The organism is Amycolatopsis sp. NBC_01480 (assembly GCF_036227205.1).
In the GTDB taxonomy this organism is placed as follows: Bacteria; Actinomycetota; Actinomycetes; order Mycobacteriales; family Pseudonocardiaceae; genus Amycolatopsis.
The window spans coordinates 3,665,458-3,689,754 of sequence record NZ_CP109442.1; the positions used below are offsets into that span (position 1 = coordinate 3,665,458).

At 70.0% G+C, this 24,297-nt stretch carries 27 protein-coding genes and 1 tRNA gene; 16 read left to right on the forward strand and 12 right to left on the reverse strand.

Going from position 1 to position 24,297, the window contains the following annotated elements; all coding sequences use genetic code 11:
• Positions 1–516: 516 nt before the first annotated feature.
• Positions 517–1,014 (reverse strand): hypothetical protein, encoded by a 498-nt coding sequence (locus OG371_RS17490; RefSeq protein WP_329070517.1) that lies wholly within the window; start codon positions 1,012–1,014, stop codon positions 517–519.
• Positions 1,015–1,533: 519 nt separating this feature from the next.
• Between OG371_RS17490 and OG371_RS17495 the strand changes: the two genes are divergently transcribed.
• Both OG371_RS17495 and OG371_RS17500 read left to right on the forward strand, forming a co-directional pair.
• Positions 1,534–2,856, forward strand: coding sequence for an alpha/beta hydrolase (locus tag OG371_RS17495; RefSeq protein ID WP_329070519.1), 1,323 nt, complete (start codon positions 1,534–1,536; stop codon positions 2,854–2,856).
• Positions 2,857–3,050: 194 nt separating this feature from the next.
• The gene (locus OG371_RS17500) at positions 3,051–3,941 is read left to right on the forward strand and encodes a hypothetical protein (RefSeq protein WP_329070521.1); all 891 of its coding nucleotides are present in this window, start codon (positions 3,051–3,053) and stop codon (positions 3,939–3,941) included.
• Positions 3,942–4,022: 81 nt separating this feature from the next.
• Here OG371_RS17500 and OG371_RS17505 read toward each other — a convergent pair whose 3' ends face one another.
• From OG371_RS17505 to OG371_RS17540, 8 genes are all read right to left on the reverse strand, one after another.
• On the reverse strand, positions 4,023–4,361 hold the full coding sequence (locus OG371_RS17505) for a VOC family protein (protein WP_329070523.1): 339 nt from the start codon (positions 4,359–4,361) through the stop codon (positions 4,023–4,025).
• 78 nt (positions 4,362–4,439) lie between these two features.
• Complete coding sequence (locus tag OG371_RS17510) at positions 4,440–5,312, reverse strand: hypothetical protein (protein WP_329070525.1); 873 nt, start codon at positions 5,310–5,312, stop codon at positions 4,440–4,442.
• Positions 5,309–6,544: an RNA polymerase sigma factor gene (locus OG371_RS17515; RefSeq protein WP_329070527.1), complete on the reverse strand. Its 1,236-nt coding sequence runs from the start codon at positions 6,542–6,544 to the stop codon at positions 5,309–5,311. Before OG371_RS17515 ends, OG371_RS17510 begins: the two co-directional genes overlap by 4 nt.
• On the reverse strand, positions 6,541–6,915 hold the full coding sequence (locus OG371_RS17520; RefSeq protein WP_329070529.1) for a YciI family protein: 375 nt from the start codon (positions 6,913–6,915) through the stop codon (positions 6,541–6,543). The genes OG371_RS17515 and OG371_RS17520 overlap by 4 nt, the downstream gene beginning before the upstream one ends.
• A 213-nt stretch (positions 6,916–7,128) precedes the next feature.
• A complete protein-coding gene (locus tag OG371_RS17525) occupies positions 7,129–7,980 on the reverse strand; it encodes an SAM-dependent methyltransferase (protein WP_329070531.1) in 852 nt (283 codons plus the stop codon).
• A gap of 261 nt (positions 7,981–8,241) precedes the next feature.
• A tRNA-Lys gene (locus tag OG371_RS17530) sits at positions 8,242–8,317 on the reverse strand.
• A 234-nt stretch (positions 8,318–8,551) separates the two neighbouring features.
• Entirely contained in the window at positions 8,552–8,839 is a 288-nt protein-coding gene (locus tag OG371_RS17535) for a hypothetical protein (RefSeq protein WP_329070533.1), read from the reverse strand.
• Positions 8,836–13,539, reverse strand: a complete 4,704-nt coding sequence (locus OG371_RS17540; protein WP_329070535.1) for an RHS repeat-associated core domain-containing protein — start codon at positions 13,537–13,539, stop codon at positions 8,836–8,838. The genes OG371_RS17535 and OG371_RS17540 overlap by 4 nt, the downstream gene beginning before the upstream one ends.
• A 216-nt stretch (positions 13,540–13,755) precedes the next feature.
• Here OG371_RS17540 and OG371_RS17545 point away from each other — a divergent pair, with 216 nt between their 5' ends.
• On the forward strand, positions 13,756–14,193 hold the full coding sequence (locus tag OG371_RS17545; protein ID WP_329070537.1) for a contact-dependent growth inhibition system immunity protein: 438 nt from the start codon (positions 13,756–13,758) through the stop codon (positions 14,191–14,193).
• A gap of 183 nt (positions 14,194–14,376) precedes the next feature.
• Here the strand turns inward: OG371_RS17545 and OG371_RS17550 are convergent, their stop codons facing one another.
• Entirely contained in the window at positions 14,377–15,018 is a 642-nt protein-coding gene (locus tag OG371_RS17550) for an NAD(P)-dependent oxidoreductase (protein ID WP_329070539.1), read from the reverse strand.
• A gap of 38 nt (positions 15,019–15,056) precedes the next feature.
• On the opposite strand from OG371_RS17550, the gene OG371_RS17555 reads away from it, so the two are divergent.
• From OG371_RS17555 to OG371_RS17565, 3 genes are all read left to right on the forward strand, one after another.
• Complete coding sequence (locus tag OG371_RS17555; protein ID WP_329070541.1) at positions 15,057–15,536, forward strand: MarR family winged helix-turn-helix transcriptional regulator; 480 nt, start codon at positions 15,057–15,059, stop codon at positions 15,534–15,536.
• A gap of 53 nt (positions 15,537–15,589) precedes the next feature.
• Positions 15,590–16,078: a MarR family winged helix-turn-helix transcriptional regulator gene (locus OG371_RS17560; protein ID WP_329070542.1), complete on the forward strand. Its 489-nt coding sequence runs from the start codon at positions 15,590–15,592 to the stop codon at positions 16,076–16,078.
• 146 nt (positions 16,079–16,224) lie between these two features.
• Entirely contained in the window at positions 16,225–17,112 is an 888-nt protein-coding gene (locus OG371_RS17565; protein ID WP_329070544.1) for an alpha/beta fold hydrolase, read from the forward strand.
• Between the two features lie 21 nt (positions 17,113–17,133).
• Here OG371_RS17565 and nshR read toward each other — a convergent pair whose 3' ends face one another.
• Complete coding sequence (nshR, locus tag OG371_RS17570; RefSeq protein ID WP_329070546.1) at positions 17,134–17,940, reverse strand: NshR/TsnR family 23S rRNA methyltransferase; 807 nt, start codon at positions 17,938–17,940, stop codon at positions 17,134–17,136.
• A 183-nt stretch (positions 17,941–18,123) separates the two neighbouring features.
• Here nshR and OG371_RS17575 point away from each other — a divergent pair, with 183 nt between their 5' ends.
• From OG371_RS17575 to OG371_RS17600, 6 genes are read left to right on the forward strand one after another with little or no spacing between them, the layout of a single operon-like run.
• Positions 18,124–18,597 carry an Asp23/Gls24 family envelope stress response protein gene (locus tag OG371_RS17575; protein ID WP_329070548.1) on the forward strand — a complete coding sequence of 158 codons (474 nt, stop codon included), beginning with the start codon at positions 18,124–18,126 and terminating at the stop codon, positions 18,595–18,597.
• Positions 18,594–18,890, forward strand: a complete 297-nt coding sequence (locus OG371_RS17580; protein WP_329070550.1) for a hypothetical protein — start codon at positions 18,594–18,596, stop codon at positions 18,888–18,890. Before OG371_RS17575 ends, OG371_RS17580 begins: the two co-directional genes overlap by 4 nt.
• Positions 18,887–19,063 carry a hypothetical protein gene (locus OG371_RS17585; RefSeq protein WP_091629582.1) on the forward strand — a complete coding sequence of 59 codons (177 nt, stop codon included), beginning with the start codon at positions 18,887–18,889 and terminating at the stop codon, positions 19,061–19,063. The genes OG371_RS17580 and OG371_RS17585 overlap by 4 nt, the downstream gene beginning before the upstream one ends.
• A 4-nt stretch (positions 19,064–19,067) precedes the next feature.
• A complete protein-coding gene (locus tag OG371_RS17590) occupies positions 19,068–19,388 on the forward strand; it encodes an Asp23/Gls24 family envelope stress response protein (protein WP_329070552.1) in 321 nt (106 codons plus the stop codon).
• Entirely contained in the window at positions 19,385–19,912 is a 528-nt protein-coding gene (locus OG371_RS17595; protein ID WP_329070554.1) for a DUF6286 domain-containing protein, read from the forward strand. Before OG371_RS17590 ends, OG371_RS17595 begins: the two co-directional genes overlap by 4 nt.
• Positions 19,909–20,484, forward strand: coding sequence for an alkaline shock response membrane anchor protein AmaP (locus tag OG371_RS17600; protein WP_329070558.1), 576 nt, complete (start codon positions 19,909–19,911; stop codon positions 20,482–20,484). The genes OG371_RS17595 and OG371_RS17600 overlap by 4 nt, the downstream gene beginning before the upstream one ends.
• A gap of 5 nt (positions 20,485–20,489) precedes the next feature.
• On the opposite strand, the gene OG371_RS17605 is transcribed toward OG371_RS17600, so the two are convergent.
• Positions 20,490–20,744, reverse strand: a complete 255-nt coding sequence (locus OG371_RS17605; protein ID WP_329070560.1) for a hypothetical protein — start codon at positions 20,742–20,744, stop codon at positions 20,490–20,492.
• 186 nt (positions 20,745–20,930) lie between these two features.
• Here OG371_RS17605 and OG371_RS17610 point away from each other — a divergent pair, with 186 nt between their 5' ends.
• The 4 genes from OG371_RS17610 (at position 20,931) to OG371_RS17625 (ending at position 24,292) form a co-directional block, all read left to right on the forward strand.
• On the forward strand, positions 20,931–21,602 hold the full coding sequence (locus tag OG371_RS17610; RefSeq protein ID WP_329070562.1) for a fasciclin domain-containing protein: 672 nt from the start codon (positions 20,931–20,933) through the stop codon (positions 21,600–21,602).
• A 403-nt stretch (positions 21,603–22,005) separates the two neighbouring features.
• Positions 22,006–23,433 (forward strand): sensor histidine kinase, encoded by a 1,428-nt coding sequence (locus tag OG371_RS17615; RefSeq protein ID WP_329070564.1) that lies wholly within the window; start codon positions 22,006–22,008, stop codon positions 23,431–23,433.
• A gap of 86 nt (positions 23,434–23,519) precedes the next feature.
• Positions 23,520–23,936 carry a roadblock/LC7 domain-containing protein gene (locus OG371_RS17620; protein WP_329073131.1) on the forward strand — a complete coding sequence of 139 codons (417 nt, stop codon included), beginning with the start codon at positions 23,520–23,522 and terminating at the stop codon, positions 23,934–23,936.
• Positions 23,933–24,292, forward strand: coding sequence for a DUF742 domain-containing protein (locus OG371_RS17625; protein WP_329070566.1), 360 nt, complete (start codon positions 23,933–23,935; stop codon positions 24,290–24,292). Before OG371_RS17620 ends, OG371_RS17625 begins: the two co-directional genes overlap by 4 nt.
• Positions 24,293–24,297 lie beyond the last annotated feature (5 nt).

The following is a 24,297-nucleotide window of genomic DNA, read 5'->3' on the forward strand; positions in this document are numbered from 1 at the left end:
CGAGAAGGCGCGAGCCTGAGGTCTGGCGGGACGCTGCCTGACGCCTGACTCGGCGGCGCATTGCTGTACGCCCAACGTGGTGGGCGGGGCCTTGTTTGTCCGGCTTGGTGGGCGGCGTTGGTGCGTGCCCGGTCTGGCGGGGCGTTGCTGTACGGCCAACGTGGTGGGCGGGGCCTTGTTTGTCCGGCTTGGTGAGCGGCGTTGTTGCGTGCCCGGCCTGGCAGGGCATTGCTGTACCCCCAACTCGGTGGGCGGGGCCTTGTTTGTCCGGCTTGGTGGGCGGCGTTGTTGCGTGCCCGGCTCGGCGGCGCATTGCTGTACGCCCACCGCGGTGGGCGGGGCCTTGCTTGTCCGGCTTGGTGAGCGGCGGCGTTGCGTGCCCGGTCTGGCGGGGCATTGCTGCACGGCCAACGCAGTGGGCAGGCCCTTGGTTGTCCGGCTGGTGAGCGGCGTTGTTGCGTATCCGGGCCGGCGGGGACGGTGCCGTCTACCCCACCTGACTGGGAAGAGTGCGGCTCATCCGGCCCACGAGCCGATCCCGTTCCAGGTGACCTCCAGTTCGCGGACAGCCTCGCGGCCGAGCTGGGCGGTGATGGCTCGGTGGGCGCTGAGCATCTTTCGCTGGCCGCCCCGGCGGTTGAGCTGGGCGCCGATCTCTTGGGTGCGCTGCCTGCCGGAGGAGGACAGGAAGCCTGAGTTCTCGCCGAGCGCGGCAAGCTCGGTCAGGAGCTGGTCGGCGCGGTTGGTCTTGCCGCGACCGCTGACCGTGCTGCCGGAGATGGTGCGACCGCCGCCTGTGCGACCGCCGCCTGTGCGACCGCCGATGGTGCCGGTGCGGCCGAACTTGCCGTCGCCGATCGCGCCGCTGCCGACGGTGCAGCTGTTGATCGTGCTGCCGCCGACTGGGTTGGTGCCGCTCGGCGTGACTCGCGCGTTCGACTGCGCTGAAACGGCCGAGCCGGAATCAAGGCAGAGGCTCGGTTTCCGGCGCCTGAACCACTTGAACACGACCACCTCCGCTGGTCTGCCGACCGCAACCCGGCTATGCGGGACCGAGCCAAGAGCGCGTTCGAATCGTGGCATACGGGCAACCGGAGTCGCCACCACTGGCCGGGCGGGGCGGCCGACGCCGACCGCATCTTGGTGAGCAGCCGGCCCACCAGCAAAGGGACAGCCAAGGCGAAGCGCAGTCGCTCATATTTTCACTTTTCCCGATTTCGCGTGAGCCGCGTTTTACGTCGAACTATTCTTTCGTTTTCCGGAATCAGATGAGGGGCCTTTCGGCCTGGTTTGCTGCCCGTTCCGGTGCTGGGGGTGGCTCGTCGTGGTGGGGCGTGTTACTGATGGGCTGATGATCGTTTCGGGAGGGGAAGCATGACTGTCCGAGGGGTATGCCTGGCCGTAACGGCTGGTGTGGGTGCCGCATTGCTGGCTGCGGCACCGGTGTCGGCGGCGCCGGCAGCCGGGGTCAAGTGGGCGGAATGCCCGCCGGGTCTGGGCGCACCAAGGGGAACCGGCTGCGCGAACATCAGCGTGCCGCTCGACTACGTCCAGCCGGCCGGTAAACAGATCAGTCTCACGATGGCCGCGGCCGGATCGCTTGATGCGCCGAACATTCTGATGGTCAACCCCGGCGGTCCCGGGGAATCCGGGATCGGCACGGCTCAGCTCGTCTGGGCTTCGCTGCCGCCCGAACTCAGCGACAAGTACATGGTCGTCAGCTTCGATCCGCGTGGGGTCGGCGCCAGTTCGCCGGTGGACTGCGGTGACACGTCGGGCCTGTTCCCGACGCCCATGCCAGTCAACCGGCCCACGACCGCGGACCAGGAGCAAAAGCGCCTCGACATCGCCCGGAAGGTCGCCGACGCGTGCGCGCAGCACGCGGGCGACCTGCTGCCGTACATCACCACGCAGAACGCGGCGCGCGACATGGACCGGATGCGGATCGCGCTCGGCAAGGACAAGCTCGACTACCTGGGCTACTCATACGGCACGAAGCTCGGCGCGACCTACGCGACGATGTTCCCCGCCACCAGTGGCCGGATCGTGCTGGACAGCGTCGTCGACCCGTCGGTCAGCACCTACCAGACGGCGTACCAGCAGGACCCGGCCTTGCAGCGGCGCGCCGGGCAGTTCTTCGCGTGGACCGGGGCGAACGACGCGAAATACCACCTCGGCACCACCGGCAACGCGGTCGGCGGGACGTGGAACACCATCCGCGACACGCTCGCCGCCCACCCCGCCGGGGACAAGGTCGGCAGCGAGGAGCTGGACGAAATGCTGGCCTCGTCCATGTACACCGACGCGAGCTGGCCGACCCTCGCCGACGCTGTCTCGCACTTCCACGCCGGCGATCCCGCCGCGCTCATCGGGGCCGCGGGCCAGCTCGCCCTGCAACGGGTGGACGGGCCCCAGCTCGCGTACAACTGCGCCGACGACAAATGGCCGTCGGATTGGCGGACTTGGCACTCCGACACCGTGCGGGCCGACCGGAAAGCACCGCTGTTCGCCTGGCTGAACACCTGGTACTCGGCTTCGTGCGCGTTCTGGAAGGCGCCGACCGCGCCGCCGGTCAAAATCGGGTCCGGGAAAGCGCCCGCGGTGCTGTTGGTGCAGGCGAAAGACGATTCGGCCACCCCTGTCGAAGGAGCGCTGCACATGCAGCAGGCCATGCGCGGTTCCCGGCTGGTCCTTTCCGCGGGCGGCAACCACGGGCAATTCCTGTTCGACCAGAACTCCTGCGTCGACAAACCCGTCGTCGATTACCTCCTCACCGGCCAGCTCCCCAAGGCCGACGTGAAGTGCGCGGCCTCGCCTTCGCCGTCCCCGTCTTCGTCCCCCCGGCCGACGCCTTGAACATCCTGCAGGTCAGGCCGACCTTCGGGAGCCGTCCGGGTTGCCGGGACGGCCGCGATCGTGCCCTCGCGGACAGTCCCGGGCAGGCCTGAGGGGCAACCTTCCGCCCGGCCGGACTCCCGGTGCAACGTCTTCTGGCGCCTCACGTCTCCCTTTGCATAGAGGATTTCAGCAGACGCGAAAGGGGCACAAAAATGCGAGTCACCGCGATCAAGCCGATGAAGCTGGTAATGGTGGGCGGGGCGGTTGCGATGGCCGCATTCCTTTCCGCCTGCAGTGGGAACGGCGCGGCCGGAAATGCCACTCAGGTCAAAAACGCCGCGGACGCCTCGGCGATTCACGCGCCGTCGCAGGCCAAGGCCGGCTCGGCGGCCGGGAGTTCCGACGGCGGTTCGTCCGGTGACGTCAACTGCAGCACGTTGGGCGGGCAAGTCGGCCCGCCCGGCGGCCCGATGGTCGACCTGATCGCGGACTCGACCGCGGAAGGCACCCCGGGCTGCACCGAGGCGTTCAACGTCATCACCGACTACTACGCGAAGCAGCCGAACGGCGAGGGGCCGGGCCGCCGCGTGCTCGACATCGAGGGACACTGGGACTGTGCCAAGGCCGCGGACCCGGACGGCGCCCAGGGCGTCGTGTACTGCGGGAAGGACGGCGGCACCGCCTTCCGCATCGAGACCGCGCCGAGCAAGGGCACCGGGACCGCGCCGTCGAACCAGCCGGCCCAGCGGTTCCCGAACACCACGCAGACGGTGCAGTTCACCGGTTACGACACCGCCGCGAACATGGCCCGGTTCCAGCTGGTGACCTGGCAGGCGGGCGGCCCCGACAACGGCCACTTCGTGCCGGTTCCCGGTGACACCAAGGTTTACCGCCTGCCGCTGCACGAGAACGAGCAGGTGTTCAGCGCGAGCACCCTGTGCTCGAACGACTCGGTCACTGTGGACGGTCAGGGCCGCGGCACCCAGCCGTGCAGCCCGGAGCAGCTGATGCAGGCCCTCACCGGCGCCACGCCGCCGCTCGCCGAAATCCAGGTCGACGGCAGCGACAGCATTGCCGTGGTCAAGGAGATCTACCAGCCGTAAGGGGAGTCGCGGGAAAGCAGGGGGAGGGGCCGGTGGCCGGGAGGATCATCCCGGCCACCGGCCCGTTTCGTCTCGGGGGCCTCAGCCCTGCGCGGGTTCGTGGAGGCTGAACGGCGTGCCCTGGTTGTCCTGGCAGTGGGCGATCCGGCCGATTCCCGGGATGGGCTGGACGTCGCCGCTCGTCCCGCCGAGTTCGTGCAGGCGCTTGACCGAGGCGTCGATGTCGTCGGTGGCGAAGTAGATCCGCGGGTGACTGAAGCCGTCCCCGCGCGGGGCGATCGCGCCCACGGGACCGTTGTCGATCACGTGGTAGTCGCCGTCGAATTCGCTGGTGTCCCAGCCGAACAGGCTGTGGTAGAAGGCGCGGGCCGTGGCGGTGTCGGCGGTTGGCAGTTCGATCCAGGTGATCTGTCCAGGCATGACCGGTCCTTTTCCGTGGTCGTCAATTGACGCAGCGGAGGACGAACGGGGGCCGCCGTTCTCGACAGGCCGCTCGATTCAGCTCGGAGTCTTGTCGCGGACTGCTTCCTGACCAGCGTCGAAGACCCGCAGGGCGGCACCGACCGCGGTGGCGACGGTCACCTCGAAAATCTGGTCCTCGGTCTGCCCGGCCGCCTTCAACCGGGCGATGTCCTCGTCCGTCACCTTGTACGACGCGTCCCGCACGGTTTCGACGAAGGTCCGCCACAGCTCCGGGACCGCGGTGCCGTTCGCGGCGGCTCGGCGCAGCGCAGGATCGGTGGTCGCGGGCGCTTCCAGGACGGCGTGACGGAGGTCCGCCACCGCGTCACCGTGCTTCGTGCGATCGCCGCCGGCGAGCAGGAAACCCGGGAACCGGTAGCCGAACCGGTGCAGCGCGCGGGTTCCGCTGTGCAGCTGGCCGTCACGCAGCACGAACCCGAACGCGTTGGCCAGGCGGTTGACCACGTTCCACACGAGCTGCACCCGCAGGGCCTCCCGCACCGCCTGGCCAGGCAGATTGACGGCCTCGGCGTGCCCGGGGTCGCGGTTGAGCGCGTCGAGGAACTCGCGGATCCGGCGGACTTCCGGACGGGCGGAGCCTGCGTCGTCCGGGTCGATCTCGCCGTGCGCGGCGATCCGGACGATCTCGGCGTGGGTGTCGAAGCAGAACGGGCATTCGTGCCACTGCGCGGTCGACATCGCCAGGAACTCCCGTTCCGCGGCCGTCCAGTACGAGGGGCCGCGCATCGCGTCGGCGGTCAGCTCCAGCAGTGGCCGGGCGAAGAAATCGGGACGGTACAACAGGGTCTTCACGATGTCAGGACTGTCCACATGCGACCGCAATGATGTGAGCGTGAAAAACGCCTTCGCGCGGCGGCGGTGGCCGTGATCGAGGATGGCGAGCCTCATGATGCCTCCGGAGTGTCGAGAGTGAGCAGGCGACCGGCCAGGAAGCGCCGGTCGGCGGGGTTGGCGGCGAGTTCGTACGCGCGCCGGTACGCCGCGGCTGCCTCGCCGGTGCGGCCGAGGCGGCGCAGCAGGTCGGCGCGGGCGGCGTGCAGCAGGTGGTAGTTGCCGAGCCCGTCGATCCGGTCGAGCAGGACGAGGCCCTCGGCCGGGCCGGTCGCCTCGGCGACGGCGACCGCGTGGTTCAGCGCCACGACCGGCGACGGCGCGACCGCGAGCAGCTCGGCGTACAGCGCGGCGATGCGCGGCCAGTCCGTCCGGTCCGCGGAGGGGGCCTGGACGTGCAGGGCGGCGATCGCGGCCTGCAGCTGATACGGCCCGGGCGCCTCCAGCCGTAGCGCCCGGTTCAGGAGGCCCAGGGCTTCGGCGATTTCCGCGCCGTCCCAGCGGGAACGGTCCTGCTCCGCCAGCAGGACCACCTCGCCGGCGTCGTCGTAACGGGCGGCGGCGCGGGAATCGTGCAACAGCAGCAACGCGACCAGCCCGAGTGCCTCCGGCTCGTCCGGCATCAGGGTGGCGATGAGCTTGGCCAGGCGGATCGCCTCGTGGCGCAGGGTGTGGTGCTCGGGCTGGTCGTGCGCCGCGGTGTAGCCCTGCGTGAAGATCAGGTAGACCACGGCGAGGACGCCGGAAAGCCGTTCGGGCAGCAGGTGGTCGGCGGGCACGTCCAGGGAGATCGCGGCGTCGCGGATCTTGCGTTTCGCCCGCACCAGGCGCTGGGCCAGGGTGGATTCGGCGACCAGGAACGTGCGGGCGATCTGCCCGGCGGTCAGCCCGGCCACCGCCTGCAGGGTCAACGCGGCCCGCGCGTCCTCGGTCAGCGCCGGGTGGCAGCAGGTGAAGATCAGGCTCAGCCGCTCGTCGCCGACGCTGTGCAGGCTGCCCTCGTCGCTTGGCATGATCGCCTCCGGCCGCCCGGCCAACGCGAGCTTCTCCCGCCCGAGCCGGGCGCGCCGGAGCCGGTCGATCGCGCAATTGCGGCCCGCGGTCAGCAGCCAGGCGACCGGGTCGTCCGGCAGGGCGTCGCCCCACTTGCGCAGGGCCAGCGCGCAGGCGTCCTGCAACGCGTCCTCGGCCAGCTCGAAGTCTCCGAGGGCGCGGATCAGCGCGGCCAGCATCCGCGCGCGGTGCTCCCGGTAGACCCGCTCCACCACCGAGCCGGGCGACGCCGTCATTCGCCCGCGGCTGCCGGCTGCTCCAGTCCCGGAACGCCGGCGATCGGCCGGACCTCGATCGAGCCGACCGCGGCCATCGGGCACATCGCGGCCAGCTCCAGCGCCTCGTCCAGATTGGCGCAGTCGAGGATGTACGCGCCGCCGAGGTGCTCGTGGGTCTCGAGGTACGGCCCGTCGGTGATCATCGTCTTCCCGTCGCGGACGCTGACGGTGGTCGCAGTGTGCTCACCCTGCAACGGATGCCCACCTACGAACGCCCCGCGGCGCCGGCACTCGTCGGCGAACGCGTTCACGCTGGCCAGCGCGTCTTCGAAGCCGGGATCACCGGGCTCGGGCCGCTCGCAGTTGTAGATCAGCAGCATGTACTGCACATGTCCTCCGTCTCGCCGGGAACCAAGTCGGTCGAAGAGGATGACGAACAGGACGACCGTATCTCGACAGGCTGAGCTCAGCCTGTTTCACGAGGCGAGAGGGCAGCGCGAACAGACCGGTGCCGGCGCAGTGTGCGGCCCGCTGTCCGGCGGGCCGCACCTGGATCACTTAGCGCACGGCGTGGCTGCTGATGCTTGGCGTCCGGCCAGTGATCAGGGTTTGCGGGCGATGCCGCCGACGAAGAGCCGCTGTGCCACGTTGAGCGGTTTGAGCCGCGGTCCGTCCGGCCACCAGCTGACCAGCGGGACGAGCCCGGGTTCGCCGGTCGGGCCGGAGGGGACGAATTCCAAGCCGTGGAAGAGCTCGCCGATTTCGGCGTAGGTGCGTGCGGTGGCGCCCGCGAGCGAGCCGTTTCGGACCGCGTCCATCAGTTCCGCCATCGCGGTCGCGTCTTCGGAGGCGTCGGCGGGGTCGAGGATGTGCGAGATCACCACGTAGGAGCCCGACGGCAGCGCGTCGATGTAGCGGCGCATGACCTCGGCCGGCTCGTGCCGTTCACCCTTGTGGTGGTGCAGCGTCGCGACGAAGAACAGCGCGATCGGCTGTTTCCAGTCCAGGTGGGCCTGGACGACCTGGTTCTCCAGGATGCTGTCGGGGTTGAAGATGTCGCCTTCGACGTAGCGGACCTGGTTGAGGTCGTCCAGCAGGGCGCGGCCGTGCGCCGTGACGAGGGGGTCGTGGTCGGAGTAGACGACTTTCGCCTCGCGCCGGATGCGGTGCACGACCTGGTGGACGTTCTCCGCCGTGGGCAGGCCCGAGCCGCAGTCGAGGTACTGGTCGATGTCCGCGCTGGTCGCGAGGAACCGGCATGCCCGGATCAGGAACGCCCGGTTCTCGAGCGCGAGGTCCCGCACCTCCGGCATCGAGTGCGCCAGCTGGTCGGCGGTCGTGCGGTCGATCTCGTAGTTGTCCTTGCCGCCCAGCAGGTAATCGTAAACGCGGGCCACACTCGCGCGGGTCGGATCGACCCCTGGCGGGCTGTTCAGATCGACCTGCGACGACATGATCGGAGCCTCCTCGACTCAGTGGCGACGGTCGTACTGAGAGTAGTCTCCCGGGCTGGTGCCGCATAGTCGGGGAGCCCGCGATCTGCGCCTTGTGACGGCTGGAAACGCGTCGAGTACCAGGGATACGGGGCTGAATCTGGGGACCCGGTCCGGGGGGGGGGTCGTGCCTGACCAGCTACCGGTGTCGCCCCGGCAATGTGCCGGGGCTGGTCGTCATCTGCGCCGAGTCCGGAGAAAGACACTGTGACCTGCGAAAACTGGTGGGCCGCCAGGGGCTCGAACCCTGGACCCAGGGATTAAAAGTCCCTTGCTCTACCAACTGAGCTAGCGGCCCGCGAGGAGAGTTTAGCGGGCGGTCGTCGGGGGCTGTGCGCCCTGGTGCGCAGTTGATGTCCGGGGCCCGGAACCGTCACGGTTCGTGACGTGCCGGATGTCGCCTGCCGGCCCTGGGAACCCCTGGTCACCGGGTCGTGTCGGCAGCTCGCTCGGGTGGCCGGATCGTCGGGTCTGCTTCAACCCGAGACCCCGCTCGGCCGGCGACCGCACCCGGCTGCGGTCAGTTTCGGAATCAATCGGTTCCAGGCCACGGTTTGGCCTTCTCGAGTTCTTCGAGCATCAGCCCCAGGAACTCGCGCACCTGAGCCTCGGTATAAGGCGGCTCCAACGCCGCCGTCACCGGATCCGATTGTGCCAGCGCCTGCGAGATGGCCGTCGAATAAGCCGCCATGGTGTGCGGGAAATACGTTCCGCGGGACATGGCGCGCACCAAAGCCGCGGCCTCGTCGCGGTCTATGGATGGGGCGCTGAACAGGGGGTAGATCAGGGCGTCCATTTCGCCGCGGTGGTCGATGGTCATGTGATCGGGCCCCCTGGGAAGTTCAGGTGCATGCCGCCGAAGCCTTCGACGCGTGGATTGACGCCGTTGGCCTTGAGTTCGTCGGTGATGTTCTGCAATTGGCTGAGGCCGGGCTGGTAGTGGCCGCTGGTGTTGTTGACGAGGGTCACCTTACCGTTTTTCACCGTCAGCTCGCCTGCGCCCGCGACGGGTTCGCCGTTCGCCAAGGTCGAGTGGTGGAAGTCGCCGGCGCCCTGGTAGTTCGAGGCGTAGATGTTGCCGTGCTGATCCATCGTGTAGATCGCCCGGCCGTCTCCGGTGCCGTGGTGGATGTCAGTCGCGGTGCTGGTGTCGAAAAGGGTGCCGTCCTTCGCGTTTCGCATATTTCCGCTGCTGTCGATGTATACGCGGTGCTCTTCCCGTTGCTGGTCGTCCAGGCGTTTCACCGACTGGCCCGGGAAAGGCTCCTTCGCCGGATCCGTTTCGTTCTCGTACTTGTCCAGCATCGGCTTTTGCCCGTTGCTGTACTTGCCATCGGACTTCGGCGGCGGCGGCGGGTTCGGGTCCGTGTGCGGAGGCGGTGCCGCCGGCGTTTCCTTCGGCTTCTTCTTGAACGGCTTGCGGAACCAGTTGAGGATCTTGCGGGGGATGTTGCCCGCGTTGTTGCCGCCGCCCGGACGGTCGTTCGTCTTGTTGGCGCCGCCTCCGTCCTTCTTCCCGCAGGCGAGGCCGAGCAGGTCGCGGTCCGCCAGCGGATTGGCGACGTAGGCGAGCGGGTTCGGGTTCGGGCCGAGGCCGAGCGGGTCCTGGCTCAGGTACCGGCCGGTCGACGGGTCGTAGTAGCGGTAGAGGTTGTAGTGCAGGCCCGATTCGGCGTCGGCGTACTGACCTGGGAAACGGAGCGGAGTGGCCGCCGCACCGGACTCGCGGCCCCACAGGCCCGCAGTTCCGTGCCACACCGGCGATCCCGCCGCGTCGACGAGGTCGGTCGGCCGGCCGATCAGGTCGGTGACGATCGCGAAGAACCGTTCGTCCAGTGTTGCCGAGCGCTCGACCTGGACGATCGGGCGGTTGTCTTCGGGGTGGTGCGCCCAGACGGTGACGTGCCGGGTCTGCGCCTCGTCCACGTAGACCTGCTCCACCAGCAGCGCGCCGCTCCAGGTGAACTCGTACGACTCGGCGGGCACGGGCGCGCCGGCGGCCGAGGTGACGACGCGCTGCTTGCCGATCCGGCGGCCGATCGGGTCGTACCGGTACTGCCACCGCTCGCCCTCGGGGGTGGCGACCGCGAGCAGCCGGTCCTGGCTGTCCCACAGGTACTTCCAGATCCGCCCGCCCTCGTTCCGGGTGATCACCCGGCCCTGGGCGTCGTGCTCGAAGGAGACCGCGCCCGCGGACACCAGCCGGTTGCCCACGTACCGGCGCGTGCCCGCGCTCGGCAGTCGGCCGGGCTCACGGGTCTCCACCACGTTTCCGGCGGGGTCGTACCGGAAGGTTTCGCTGCCGGCCGCGCTGTGCGTCTCGGTCACCCGGCCGGTGGCGTCGAGCACGAGCCGGGTCCGCCCGGCCGCGTCGTCGTCGATCCCGGTGAGCAGCCCGTCCTGCCGGTAGCTGAACCGGCGGTGCCGCGGCGGCGCCCCCGCGGCCTGCACCGACTGGCCGACCAGGTTGTCGTCGACGTCGAAGGACTGCGTGAACGAGACGCCGCCATCGACGATGCGCGAGATCTCCCGACCGCCCTCGTCGTGTTCGAAGCGCACGGTGTGGCCGGCGATCACGAGCGACGTGGGCCGCCCGTTCTGGTCGAAGCTCCAGACGCCGTCGATCCCGGACGGAGTCCGCCACCGCACGGTGCCGTCGTCTTCGTAGACGTACGTCAGCGTCCGGCCGTCGATCGACTCGCTCAGGACGTTGCCCTCGCCGTCATAAGCGACGCGGAGTTCGACGTCGGCCATGGTCGCGGCGGTCATCTGGCCGACCGCGTCGTAGCCGAACCGGGTCGTGCCGGCGGGGTTCCGGCGTTCGACGAGATTGCCGAGCACGTCGTAGTCGTACTCGGTCCGCTCGCCCGCCCCGTTCGTCGACCAGACGAGCCGGCCCGCGCCGTCGTAGCCGAAGCGGAGCGTGCGGCCGTCGTAGTCCGTCTCCTCGACCAGCCGCCCGGCCGCGTCGTAGCCGTAGGTCCAGCTCTGCCCGAGCGGGTTGGTGATCGTGATCGGGCGCAGCTCGGTGTCGTACGTGTGGCTGGTCCGGGCGCCCGACGGGTCGATCGTCGCGGTGACCAGGTCGAACGGGCCGTACTCGGTCCGCTCGGCCAGCCCCGCGCCGTTGACGCGCTCGACCTCGTTGCCTTCCGCGTCGTAACCGCGGGTTTCGCGCACACCGGAAGGCAGCACGCGCAGCCGGGCGCTCCCGTCGACGGTCCAGCCGAGCGCGACACTCTGCTGAGACCGGTTGAGCACCGACCGCGGCCGGCCGAACATGTCCCGGTCCACCGGCGCGGGATCCGCGTCGCCGCGCGTCCAGGCGGCCTGCGCGGAGGTCAGCGGCTTTGCGATGCCGAGCGTCTCGGTGAACGGGTCCGGCGTCTCGTTCCGAGGATAGAAACGGGACAGCGAGCCGGTTTCGATCGTCAGCCCGTCGGGTTCCTCGGTGAGGCGCAGGATCGAGCCGTCGGGCCGCGTCACGGATTCGAGCGCGCCCCGTTCGTCGTAGGAGAACGACGTGGTGTGCCCGAGCGGGTCGGTGCGGGAGAGCAGTTTGCCGTAGCGCTCCCACTTCGACAGTGTGACGTTGCCCAGCGGGTCGGTCTCGCGGATGACCTTGCCTTCGGGGTTGTACTCGTATTCCGAGACGTGGCCCAGGGAATCGGTGAAGCAGGTGATCCGCGCCCGGCTGTTGTACTCGAACGCGCCGTCGAAGAAACCGCGGTCGCCCACCGTGCGCACACAGCGGCCCTGGGCGTCGTAGACGTAGCGGTACCAAACCCCGTTGCGGTCCTGCCAGCCGGTCATCCGGCCGTTCGGGCCGTAGTCGAAGCGCAGTGGCCGACCGGAGGAGTTGACGACCTCGGCGAGGTGTCCTTCGTCGTTGTAGTGGTAGCTGCGCACGACGACGTCCGGCATCTCGTCGGTACCGGTCATCCGCATCTCGGTGACCCGGCGGCCGTCGGTGCGGAAACCGACCTGAAGCCCGCTGGAGTGCGTGATCAGCGTCGGCGCGCCGGTTTCGGCGTACGACAGCTGGGTTCGCGAGCCGTCGGCGTTGTCGATCGCGCGCAGCAGCAGCGAGCCGCGGGGGCCGGAGAACTTCAGCTTCCGGCCCGGCAGCACCTGGCTGATCGTGAAGCTGCCGTCCTCGTGCTCGGCCAGCGGCCACCGGGCGCCCTCGACCGGCAGGACCGGCTTGCCCGGGGCGGGCAGCGGGTAAACCAGGATCACGCCGTTGGGGCCGAAGTAGCGGATGTGGTCCGCGTCGGCTTCCAGCCGCTGGTCCAGGGTCGAGGACCAGGACGGGCCGAACCAGCGTCCGGACTGGTAGGACGAGATGTGGACCCGCTCCACCACCAGCTCCGGCAGGTCGAGGTCGACTGCTTCGAAGATCACCTCGCCGCTGGAGAGGTCCACCGGGTCGGTGAGGCAGGGGCGGTTGTCCGGGTCCTCCGCCGTCTTCTTCGGATCACCCTTGGGGGTGCCGTTTCCGGTGCTGCTGGTGGAGGTGTGGTCGTCCGGGCCGTTGTTGCCGGCGGGGGGTTCCTTGCCCGGGTCGTTCGTGGCGTCGTTGCCGTTGCCGTGGTCGTTCTTGCCGCCGGTGTCGCCGGGGGGATCGTTGTGGGCGCCGGAGGTGTTGGTGCTGTTGTCCCCACCGCCCTTGTCACCCGCGGTCTCGGTGCCGCCGTTGTCCTTGGTGTTCGGCTTGGGGTCGGGGGACTTGATGTCCTTGGGCTTTTCGGGCGCCTTGACCTTGCCGCCTTTGAGGCCCTTCAACGCTTTCCCGGCGTCTTCGAACAGGGTGCCGGCCTTCTTCAGCAGCGGCACCAAGGCCTTGAGCGCCTTGACCAGTTTTGTGGTCACCTGGGTGATTTTCGAGGCGGTCTTGGCGACCGCGGCGACGACCTGCGGGACCACCCAGGTCATGCCGATGCCCAGCGTGAACACCACCTGAAGCGCCCAGGAGATCAGGTGCCCCACCAGTTCCGCGATCGTGTCGCGCACCAGCTGCCGGACCGCGGCGACGACCTCGCCGGCGGTCTTGACGCCGCTGGCCGCGCCCTCGCAGCCCTTCTGCGCGCTGCTGATCAACGCCGAGGTGTCGTCCGTCTGCTTGCGGTACGCGTCGGCGGCGTCGCCGGTCCAGCTCTGCAGGTCTTTCTTGACCAGGGCGGTCAATTCACCGGCGACGCTCTCGAGTTCCTTGGCGACGTTCGTCCAGGTCTCCGACTGCGCCGCGATCTGGTCCGCGTCGCCGGTCAGCGCGTTGAGCGCTTCCTTGAGCGGTCCGACGTGCTCGATCAGCCACCCGACACCGGCGGCGAAGATTGCGCCGAACGGGTCCATCACGGCGGTCAGCGCGTCCAGCGCGGTGCCCACCGCGCCCATCGCCACGCCGGCCCAGTCCTTGCTCTCGATCGCGGACTTCAGCCCGGTCGCGTCCTCCAGCAACGGAACGCCCGACACCGCCGTCGTCGAATCCTTCGGCGGCGCAACCAACGGATTACTCATACGGCGAACGTCCCCCCTGCGAACTCGAACGCGGTCTCGAGTGCTTCTGGCGAAGATAACGAGCCTTGAAGAGGGCACAGTACGGCTTGGCGGGTCTCTGCCCGAACGATTTCCAGGGTTGCCCGAAAGCCGGACGGCAGCGGTGATCGGGGCAGGTTGGGATGCTGGGATCTCCCCCGAATGGCGGAGTCTCGTACGGAGAGGGAAGTCTGATCAATGGACGACAATGTGGATGGCGACCTGGGCCTGACACTCGAAGCGATCGAGAAGCGGCCCTGGGGTGACGCGCCTTCCGACGCCTCGTATCTGGTGCGGACAGTTCACCGACTGCGCCGGAAGCCGATCGGCCAACTGGGGGTCGAGGACCTTCGCATCCTGCTGGGGCAGGACGTCGGCACCGAAGCTGTGCTGCCGCGAGCGTTGACCGTGCTGGAGCGCGAGCCACTGGCGGAAGGCGACTACTACCCCGGCGATCTCCTTGCCGCTGTGCTGTCACTGCCGGTGGCGTACTGGCAGAAGTATCCGGCTTACGCGGACCGGATCGAGCGCATCCTGACCACGGTCGAGTCGATGGATCCTGAAACCGGCGAGGATCCGGACGACGCCACGCAGTCGAAGATCCAGGCGTATCGCGAGCGTCGTTCGCGGCAGTGAGTGGCCGAGGCCGGGTCAGCGGAAGCTCACCCCGAGCACCACATCGGCCAGGCACAGCAGGAAAACCCGCAAGCGAGCCCGAACGCGGCGATCGTCCCCAACTGCGTCAACGCGAAAGTGCCGATCAGGAAGGGGCTCGTGAGTGGCTATGACGGTTAGAACCGGCATGAACACTCACAAGGGCTAGCAGGCGATAGCGAGGCAGCGGCGGAAAGTGGCGGGCTCGGGGATTGTCGTCAGGAGGCAAGTGGCGGCGTCGGCTCGGCTGATTCGCCAGCCGTGGGGGACGGGGTGGTCGTAGGCGAGGCGGTGGGTGCCGGTGGCGGGGCGGTCGGTGAGCAGGGGGCAGCCGACGGTGGTCCAGTCGAGATCGGTGTGGCGCAACAGATCGTGGGTGGCGGCGATGTCGGCGTAGTGCGCGCCGAGACGGGCTTGCGCGAGCCGGCTCAGCACGTTCCGGGTGAACCAGCCGGCGCCGGGGTCGCGGTCCTCGCCCTCACGCATCGCGATGCCGGCGACGCTCACCGCGACCAGGCGGCGGACGCCCGCGGTCGCCATCGCCGCGGTCAACGCCCGGGTTCCGGCCGAGACGATGCCGTCTTCCGCCCGGGTGCGCGGGCCGAGCGCGGACACCACGGCGTCGGCGCCGGCCAGTGCGGCGGCGAGTGCGTCGAGGTCCGGGCGGGTGAAGTCCACGGCCACCGCGGGCCCCGGCAGCCCCTCGGGCCGCCGCGCAACAGCAGTCACGTCGTGGCCTGCGGCGACGGCCTGGTCGAGCACGAGACGGCCGACGCGGCCGGTCGCGGCGACGAGCACGAATTTCACGATAGACTCCCTCGCATAACTTATCGGGAGAATATCATATGAGTTCCGTATCGTCTCGCGAGCAGCGGCGAGCCATCACTGCCGTCAAGGAGTCGCTGCGCGACCTGCGCAACCAGCTGTCGCTGCTGAACCACCAGGTCAGCTCGGCCGTGCGGATCAAGGACGTCGACCTCGACTGCCTCGAGCTGATCCAGCGCACCGGCCCGCTCAGCCCGAGCGTGCTGGCGCGCACGGCCGGGCTGCACCCGGCGACGCTCACCGGGATCCTCGACCGGCTGCAACGCGGCGGCTGGATCGTCCGCGAACGCGATCCGGAGGCGGCCGACCGGCGGGCGATCACCGTGCGCGCGCTGCGCGACCGCAACGGCGAGCTGATCCGCCACTACGCGGGCATGAACACGGCGATGGACGCCATCTGCGCCGGCTACACCGAAGCCGAACTCGAGCTGCTGGCCGGCTTCCTCCGCCGCGTCACCGCGGCCGGCCACGACGCCACCGCCGAGCTGGCGACGGAATGACGCCGTATACGTGTGGTTATATAAGGGACGGGAGATAGTCTTACACTGTGGAAATGACAGCGGATCAGGACAGGCCCAGCGGCGTTGACGTCGCGGTGCTGTTGCGACGGGCTCAGCTGCGCAAGCAGATGGCCTGCGAGGCCGCCCTCGCCCAGGTGGGGATGACGTTGCCGCAGTGGGGTGTGCTGCACGCCGTCGCGGCCGAGCCGGATTCCTCGACCCACGCGCTGGCGCTGGTCACCGGCCAGTCCGATCAGTCCGCGGGCGCGGTGGTCGCCCGCCTCGAACAGCGCGGGCTGCTCGAACGCCGGCCCGGTGTCGGCAAAGCGATTCTGCACCGGATCACGCCCGACGGCGACGAGCTGGAACGACGCTGCAACACCATCGTCGAGGAAGTGATGACCCGGCTGATCGCGGGCCTCGGCGATCAGGCCCTCCGGACGCTGCGGACCTCCCTGGAGGCGATCGCGGAAGCGGCCCACCCGACGGCGGTCAAATCGGCTGTCAACGACCACAGCGGGCTGTCCGGCACCCGTTCCTGAGGGGTTTGCCCGGATCTCCCAAGCAGGCCGACGGACCCGAACCGTCTATTTGGGACGGTCCTCGGCGGACCTGCCCGCCGACGTAACCATTCGCTGACCAGGGGTTCTAGACTCGGCTGCTCCGGGCACGGATCAGGGAGCGGCGCATGAGCAGGATCGACCAGACCATCGAGATCCCCCACCTCGGCGGGTCAACCGTCGGGTACACCTTCGGCAAGCCGTACGATCCCTCGTTGCCGACGCTGGTCCTGATCAACTCGTTCACCACCTCCGCCGAGCTGTACCGGCCGCAGTTCGCCGACCCGGTGCTCGGGTCCGTGGCCAACCTGCTCGCGCTGGAGCCGTACGGGCACGGCCGCACGCGGGCGACCTACCGCCAGTTCACCTACTGGGACAGCGCGATCGCGAACCTGCAGGTCCTCGCGGCCCTCGGCATCCGCGAGGCGTTTGTGCTCGGGACCTCGCAGGGCGGCTGGATGGCGGCGCGCATGGCGCTGCTCGCCCCGGACGTCGTGCGGGGCCTGCTGCTCCTTGGCACCTCGATGGACTTCGAGAGCCCGCGCAGCCGTGACCTGGGCTGCTGGGACGCGTTCGCCTCCAACTCGGCGGTGATCGACGCGCTGGCCGAGCCGGTCGGCGACGACTGGGTGGTGCCGGACTTCTTCGTGGACGCGGTGCTCGGGTCCGGCCTGGGCGGAGTTTCGGACGAGGAGCGCGAGTTCTGGCTCGCCGCCTACCGCGCCAATTACACCGGTGACGACGGCCGCCACCGGCTGCGCGTCAGCACGGTCAACCTGCGCGACCGCGACGGGCTCCACGGCCGGCTGGACGAGGTCCGCTGCCCGGTCCGATGGCTGCACGGCACCGCGGACCAGGTCTACTCGGTGGCGAACGCCGAGGAGGAGATCCGCCTGTTCACCGGCTCGCCCGAAGCCCGCCTGGAAGTCGTCGAGGGTGGCCAGCACTTCCTGAGCGCTTCGCACCCGGAGGAGGCTGGCGCCGCGGCAGCCGGGTTCGTGAAGCACTGGGCTTGATCGGTCCACATAGGACCGCGTTCAGTCGGCTGTGACGTTTCGGCGGGTGCGTTCGTGCAGGGCGATGCCCGCCGAAACCGAGACGTTCAGCGATTCCGCCGAGCTGATCATCGGGATGGACACCGAGGTGGACGGGATGCCGCGGAAGCCGTCGGACGTACCGGTCTTCTCGCTGCCGAAGAGCAGGGCCAGGCGTTCGTCCTGCTTGCCCAGGTCGTCGACGGTCAGTTCGCCGTCCGCGTCGAAGATCATCAGGGACAGGCCGCTCGCGCGGATGTGCTCGATCGCCTCTTCGCGGGTGGCAAGCACGATCGGCAGGGAGAACACGTAACCGCGGCTGGCGCGGATCAGCCGACGGTCGGCGATACTGCCCAGGTCGCTGTCGACCAGGACGATACCGGCGGCGCCGAGGGCGAAGGAAGTCCGCACGATGGCGCCGATGTTGCCGACGATCTTCACTCCGTCGAGGACCACGAGGTCACCCGTCCGCTGCTGGACGTCACTGAAAGCGCTCGGCCGAGGGACGCGCGCGATGCCGAAGATCTTCGGCTTCCGCTCGCCCTTGAACAGGTGGTTGACGACCGTGGTGTCCATCAGCCGGACCGGCACGTTCCGCTCCGCGCAGGCGGCCAGCAGATCAGCTGGTACGGGCGTGTTTTCACTCCCGTACACCTCGATGAACCCCAGCCCCGCGCCGAGGCACTGCAGGAGCGGCTCGGCGTCCTCGATCAGCGTCGTCTTGATGCTGGACCGCGACGGCTTGGTGACGTCGAGGATCCGCTGCACCGCGGGGTCGGATTTCTCCGTGATGATTTCCAGCTCGGCCATGGCCGGGAGTCTATCCGGCACGGTCCCGGCGGCCCTCGTGCACGGCGGCGCGATCGTCCACTGTGGATTCCCCGGGCCGGGCGAGACGTGGACCACACGATCGGGTCGTGACGATTTCGCGTGCCGGGGGTCTATCTCGGTGTGGGGGAGGGCAAGGCCTCCGCACCGACCTGAGGAGAGATCATGACCGACACGGCCACGAAGAACACGGTTTCCGCTGGTGAGATGGAGAAGCCGGGCACCAGCGCGCTCAGCTCCTCGCACGGGGCGACCACCATCGCGGACACCGTGGTGCAGAAGGTCGCCGGGCTGGCCGCACGCGAGGTCTCCGGCGTGTACGACCTGGGTGGCGGCGCCGCCCGCGCGTTCAGCGCCATCCGCGAGCGCATCCCGGGCGCGTCCGCCTCGGCCGGCCAGGGCGTCTCCGTCGAGGTGGGGGAGAAGCAAGCCGCCGTCGACCTGCAGATCCTGGTGGAGTACGGCGTCTCGATCGCCGATCTCTCCCGCTCGGTCCGCCGCAACGTGATCGGCGCGGTCGAGCAGATGACCGGGCTCGAGGTCGTCGAGGTCAACATCAACGTCTCCGACGTGCACATCCCCGGCGAGGGTGACGACTCCGACGACTCCGGCTCCGCGCCCACCGGCCGCGTGCAGTGAGCACCGACGCCGGCCGCCTCGCCGCCGTCGTGACGGCCCTGCCGGGAGTCGCCGGCCTGCACGGCGGCCGGTTCGGGGAGATCTCGACGTTCGCACCCGGCCGCCGGGTGCGTGGCGTCCGGGTCCGCGACGACCTGGTCACGATCGGCGTCGTCGCCCGGGACGCCGCCGCCGTGCCCGGGCTCGGGGACGAGGTCCGCGCGGCGCTCGGCCCGCTCGGGCGACCCGTCGACGTGTGGGTCGGCGACGTCGCCGACCCAGCCGCTACCACTCGTGAGGAGAACAAGTCGTGAACTCGACCCAACTGGGGCTGCTGACCGGCCTCGCCCTCGGCCTCGCCGCCGCGTTCGGCGGTTTCGGCGCCTTCCTGCTCGTGCTGGTCCTCGGCGCGCTCGGCCTGCTGGCCGGCCGGTTCCTCGACGGCAAGCTCGACCTGTCCCACCTGACCGGCCGCGACCGGGGCTGACCCCGTGACCACCATTGCGCCGGCCGACGACCGCGGCGCGCTCACTATCGCCGACCGCACGGTGCAGCGCATCGCCACGCAGGCGGTGACCGAGGTCGACGGCGCGGACCCGGCCAAGGTGACCGCGCAGGTCGGCGCCGACACCGTGACGCTCGACGTCCGGCTCTCCATCGGCTACCCGCTGCCGGTCGCCAAGACCACGGAGGCCGCGCGCGAGCACCTGCGACGCCGGACGGCCGAGCTGACCGGGCTCGCGGTCTCCCGCGTGGACATCACCGTCACCGCGCTCCCCACCAGCGCGGCCGAACCGAGGAGGGTCCTGTGAAACGCCGACCGCGACGCAGTGCGCCGGCCACGTTGAGCGCGTTGGTGATCCTCGCCGTGTGCGTGCTCGCCGCGGCCGTCTCGGTCCAGCTGCTGCTCGGCGAACGGCCGTGGATCAGCTGCGCGGCGGTGACCGGCTGGCTCCACGGCCAGCACTGGACCGACGTGATCCCGGCCGTCGCGGGCGGGGTGGCGGCGTTGCTCGGCCTGGTCCTGCTGCTCGCCGCCGTCCTGCCGGGACGGGCGAGGGTGCTGCCGCTGCGCGGTGACCTCGACTCCGGGGCCTCGCGGCGCAGCTACCGGTCCACCCTGCGCGCCGCTGCGTCCACTGTGGACGGTGTCAGTGGCGCCAAGCTGAAGCTCGGGCGACGCCGGGTGAAGGCCGTCGTGACCACGGCCCGCACCAGCACCGAGGGGCTCGCCGACGCCGTGCGCACCGCCGTCGAGCAGCGCATCGGCCAGATCGACCCCGTCACCCCGCCGGCCGTGAAGGTCCGGCTCAAGACCTCCGGGAGCGCGTCGTGACCGACCTCAACCGCCCGGCCCGGCTCAACCGCGGCCTGCTCGTGGTGCTGGGACTGGTGCTGCTCGCGGCCGGCGGGTTCGCCGTCGCGACGCACTTCCGGAAGCTCACGCTGCTGCGGCCGGACGCGCCGCTGGTCCCCGGCACCGGCCTGCCGCCGTCGTGGGTGCTGTACGTCGTCGCCGGGGCCGCGATCGTGCTCGGGCTGCTGACGCTGCGGTGGCTCGCCGCCCAGCTCACCCACAAGCCGCGCACGCAGGTCTGGCGCTTCGATACTGACCCGACCGAAGGGACGACGTCGCTCGCCGCGAGCGTGGCCGTCGAGCCGTTCGTCGCGGAACTCGCCGCCTGCCCGGGCGTGCACGACGCCCACGCGACCCTCGCCGGGCCGCCCACCGCGCCGCGCCTGGCGGCGGTGCTGAGCGTCGATCAGGACGGCGACCTGCCGGAGATCCGCCGCGAGCTCGAGTCGACGGTGCTGCCGCGCCTGCGTCAGGCCCTCGACCTGGACGAGCTGCCGGTGACGCTGGAATTCCGGTTCTCCACGAAGACTCGCAGCGCCCGGATTTCCTGAAGGAATCAGCTGACCCGAGGCGGGCGGCGGCGCTTACGACGGCGCTCCGCCACCGCGTCCACGATCCGGCCGAGGCCCCGGCGCTTGGTGACGAACACGATGTCGTCCGGCGGGGCCTCGCGGCGCGCGTGGAACCGCGCCAGCTCGGCCGCGAACGTGTCCGGGTCGCCGCCGAAGTCCGGGTGGTGGGCGCGCACGAGCCGGCGGTAGGCCGACTTCTCGGCCGCCGACCAGTCCCGGCCGGGCCCGTCCTCGCTCATCAGGTCCCCCCGCTGCGTTCCCTCGATGGTAAGCGGCGGTCCGCCGAAATCCGGCCAAGACCCGACCAATCCGTTCCGCCGGCAGGGCCGAATCCCTGGCGAGAGCACACCGCGGCGTCGGAAGACCTGCGGTGTCCCCCCAGATCTTCCGCCCTCGATTCTGTCCACAGTGAACGGAGAATTCCCGTGAAGTCCCTGCGCATCGCCGGTCTCGGCGTCACCGCTGTCGCCGCCCTCGCCCTGTCCGCCTGCGGCAGCAGCACCGGCAGCGGCTCGTCGGCCGGCAGCAACACCCCGGCCCCGGCCGCCCCGATGTCGTCCTCGATGGCCAGCGGCGCCAGTGACGGCGTGACCACCAACGCCGACGTGTTCGGCCCGGCCTGCTCGCAGCTGCCCCAGGGCAGCGCGGCCGGCTCGCTGGACTCGATGGGCCCGCAGCCGGTCGCGTCCGCCGCCTCGACCAACCCGCTGCTGACCAAGCTGGTCGCCGCGGTCAAGGCCACCAACCTGGTCGACACGCTCAACAGCCAGTCCGCGATCACCGTCTTCGCCCCGGCCGACCCCGCGTTCGCCGCACTGGGCGACGCGAAGTTCACCGAGCTGGCGAACAACCCGAGCCAGCTGGCGCCGATCCTGCAGTACCACGTGCTGCCCAAGCGCTACGACGCCAAGGGCCTGGCCGCCGCCGGCGGCTCGGTCACCTCGCTCGACACCGCGGGCGGCCCGCTGAAGATCGAAGGCACCGGCGACAACATGACCGTCAACGGCGCCAAGATCCTCTGCGGCAACATCCCCACCAAGAACGCCACCGTCTTCGTCATCGACAAGGTGCTCACCCCGGGAACCAACAAGAGCTGACCACCAGCGTCCAGCCCGTCGCCCGCCCTCACCGGCCGCGCGACGGGCTTTTCCCTTTCCGGTGGTGAATTCGACGATTCGGTCACGCCTTGTCGTGCTGCGTGCGACCAAGCCGGTGAGTGTGTTGCTCTGATCGGGGGGAAATGGCGGGCGAATAACCGCCGGAATTGGCGACTGCGAGTCGAACCCGTTGTCGCACAACGTAATTATCAGTGGTGAAGTGCTATGCGACCGCTTTGGTGATAGGCCGTGCTCCTCAACAGGGGCGTTGTCGGTGGGGCTAATATCCTGGTCCCGTCATCGAGACTTTGGAGCGGCGAGTACGACCAGTGCCGGACCGAGAACCGAAAACGCGGTTTTTCCGTACTGTCTCCCCATCTATCGGACGCGAGGACTTCAAGCCATGTCGGAACTACTGCCCGCACACCGAGCGCAGCCGCGCCGGACCGCCGTACCGGCCGCGCTCGCGGTGCCGGCGACGGCGGTGGTCATCGGTGCGCTGTGGGTGCTGGTGACGCTCGCGGTGCCCGGGGGCGTGCGGGTGCTCGTCGCGGTTGCGGGCGCCATGACCTGGCTGCTGCTCTGCGGCGCCGTTTTCCTCGCGACGCGTGGCACGGACCGGATCGAGCAGGCCGAGGAACGCGCCCGCCGGGCCGAGGAGGAGGCACAGGCGGCGCAGGCCCGGGCCGGTCTGGCCGACGCCGACCTGGCCCACCTGGTGGACCAGACCATGCCCGCGGTGATCACCCGGCTGCGCGAAGGCACGACGGCCGCCACCGTGTTCAGCTCGATGCCCCGGCCCGGGAACGACGCGCACGAGCGGATCGTCCGGATGCTGGTCGAGGAGATCGCGATCGGCGAGCGGCGCCGGGCGGCGGCCACCGCGGCCTGCGCGAACGCCGCCGGCCGGGTGCAGGCGCTGACCACCAGCATCCTCGGCGACCTGCGCGAGATCGAGAACCGCATCGCCGAGGACATGCTCGGCGACGTGCTGAACGTCGACCACAGCACGGCGCAGGCCGGACGGCTCGCCGACTCGATCGCGGTGCTCACCGGCGCCCGCTCCGGCCGGCGCTGGGCCAAGCCGATCCGGATGGAGAGCATCCTGCGCGGCGCGATGGGCCGGATCGGCGCGTACCAGCGGGTCCGCGTCCACTCCACCAGCGGCGCGGCCGTCGCCGGCTACGCGGCCGAGGACGTGATGCACGCGCTGGCCGAGCTGATGGACAACGCGACCAAGTTCTCCGCGCCGTCCGAGGAGGTCCACGTGTACGTCGAGGACCTGCACAACGGCGCCGTGATCACCATCGAAGACGGCGGGCTGGGCATGAAGCCGCAGGCGCTGGTCCGTGCCGAGAAGGCCGTGGCGTTGCACGAACCGCTTGACCTGACGGCCTTGTCGGGCACCCGGCTCGGCCTCGCCGTGGTCGGCCAGCTCGGCCGCAAGCACCAGCTGCACGTGTTCTTCCGCCCGTCCTCGCGCGGCGGAATCGGTGTGGTCATGCGGATCCCGAACCACCTGATCACGCAGCCGCGGCCGGAGCCGCTGCCCGAGCTCGCGCCCCGGCGCGCGGAGCTGGTGGCCGCCGGAGCGAGCCGCGCGTGGCCGGAGGAATCGCCCTCGGAGCCGCGCGAGCCCGGCTCGCTGCCGAAGCGCCCGCGTGGCCAGACACTGGCCGCGTCGAACCGACAGCTGCTCGCGCCATCCCCCGGCCCGCGGCAGTCCCGTCCGAGCGGTGACAGCGGCGCGCGGTTCGGCGCCTTCCAGCAGAGCCGTACCCGCAAAGCCGCTGCCGATTCGCCGGAGCAGCCGGGCGCGGACGAAGACTGATGCCTGATGCTTTCCCGCTGCCGAACCGGATCCCCCAGATTGGAGCAAGGGGGCTGGAGCCGTCCGGCGCCGCCCCCGGATTCTCGATGAACGCCCAGAACCCGAGCCTGGAATGGCTGCTGGAGAATCTCGTCGGCAACACCCACGGCGCGGTGCACGCGCTGGTGCTGTCCAAGGACGGCCTGAAGCTCTGCCACACCGCCGGGCTCACCGTCGACAAGGCCGACCAGCTGGCCGCGATCGCCGCCGGCGTGCAGGCCCTGTCCCACGGCGCGTCCGCGGAGTTCGGCGACGGCAGCGGCGGCGTGCGCAACTCGATGACCGAGTTCCACGGCGGGATCCTGTTCATCGTCGAGGCCGGCATCGGCGCGCACCTCGCGGTGATCGCCGCCGAGGACGCCGACGTCGGCCTGATCGGGCACAACATGGACGAGCTGGTCGAGCAGATCGGCGCGTTCCTCACCTCGGCGCCCCGGTACGCCCCGGCCGGTCCGACGCCGTGATCAGCCGCGCCGTCGAGGGTGAGGACCCGGACCGGCTCTACACCGTCACCGGCGGGCGCAGCCGCGCCGACGACGTCGAGCTGGACCTGGTCACGCTCATCGTGACCGAGTCCGCGCCGTCGGGCGGGATGCAGTCCGAGCACGTGCGGATCCTGCGGATCGCCGAGCGCCCGACGTCGGTGGTGGAGATCTCCGCCGAGCTGGCACTGCCGGTGAGCGTGGTCAAGATCCTGCTCACGGACCTGCTCGACAGCGGCCGGGTCTCCGCCCGGCACCCCTCCTCGGCCACGGCGAGCGTTTCCATTCCCGACTCCGAATTCCTCAAGAAGGTGCTCGTTGGACTCCGCAACCTCTGAACGCA

Bases quoted from the DNA above. Each gene is read 5' to 3' on its own strand.
- OG371_RS17620 (WP_329073131.1), top strand. From the start codon at position 23,520: ATGAACGCCCAGAACCCGAGCCTGGAATGGCTGCTGGAGAATCTCGTC.
- OG371_RS17500 (WP_329070521.1), top strand. From the start codon at position 3,051: ATGCGAGTCACCGCGATCAAGCCGATGAAGCTGGTAATGGTGGGCGGG.
- OG371_RS17510 (WP_329070525.1), bottom strand. From the start codon at position 5,312: ATGAGGCTCGCCATCCTCGATCACGGCCACCGCCGCCGCGCGAAGGCG.
- OG371_RS17575 (WP_329070548.1), top strand. From the start codon at position 18,124: ATGACCGACACGGCCACGAAGAACACGGTTTCCGCTGGTGAGATGGAG.
- OG371_RS17560 (WP_329070542.1), top strand. From the start codon at position 15,590: ATGACAGCGGATCAGGACAGGCCCAGCGGCGTTGACGTCGCGGTGCTG.
- OG371_RS17540 (WP_329070535.1), bottom strand. From the start codon at position 13,539: ATGAGTAATCCGTTGGTTGCGCCGCCGAAGGATTCGACGACGGCGGTG.
- OG371_RS17615 (WP_329070564.1), top strand. From the start codon at position 22,006: ATGTCGGAACTACTGCCCGCACACCGAGCGCAGCCGCGCCGGACCGCC.
- OG371_RS17545 (WP_329070537.1), top strand. From the start codon at position 13,756: ATGGACGACAATGTGGATGGCGACCTGGGCCTGACACTCGAAGCGATC.
- OG371_RS17525 (WP_329070531.1), bottom strand. From the start codon at position 7,980: ATGTCGTCGCAGGTCGATCTGAACAGCCCGCCAGGGGTCGATCCGACC.
- OG371_RS17535 (WP_329070533.1), bottom strand. From the start codon at position 8,839: ATGACCATCGACCACCGCGGCGAAATGGACGCCCTGATCTACCCCCTG.
- OG371_RS17565 (WP_329070544.1), top strand. From the start codon at position 16,225: ATGAGCAGGATCGACCAGACCATCGAGATCCCCCACCTCGGCGGGTCA.
- OG371_RS17515 (WP_329070527.1), bottom strand. From the start codon at position 6,544: ATGACGGCGTCGCCCGGCTCGGTGGTGGAGCGGGTCTACCGGGAGCAC.
- OG371_RS17555 (WP_329070541.1), top strand. From the start codon at position 15,057: ATGAGTTCCGTATCGTCTCGCGAGCAGCGGCGAGCCATCACTGCCGTC.
- OG371_RS17605 (WP_329070560.1), bottom strand. From the start codon at position 20,744: ATGAGCGAGGACGGGCCCGGCCGGGACTGGTCGGCGGCCGAGAAGTCG.
- OG371_RS17505 (WP_329070523.1), bottom strand. From the start codon at position 4,361: ATGCCTGGACAGATCACCTGGATCGAACTGCCAACCGCCGACACCGCC.
- nshR (WP_329070546.1), bottom strand. From the start codon at position 17,940: ATGGCCGAGCTGGAAATCATCACGGAGAAATCCGACCCCGCGGTGCAG.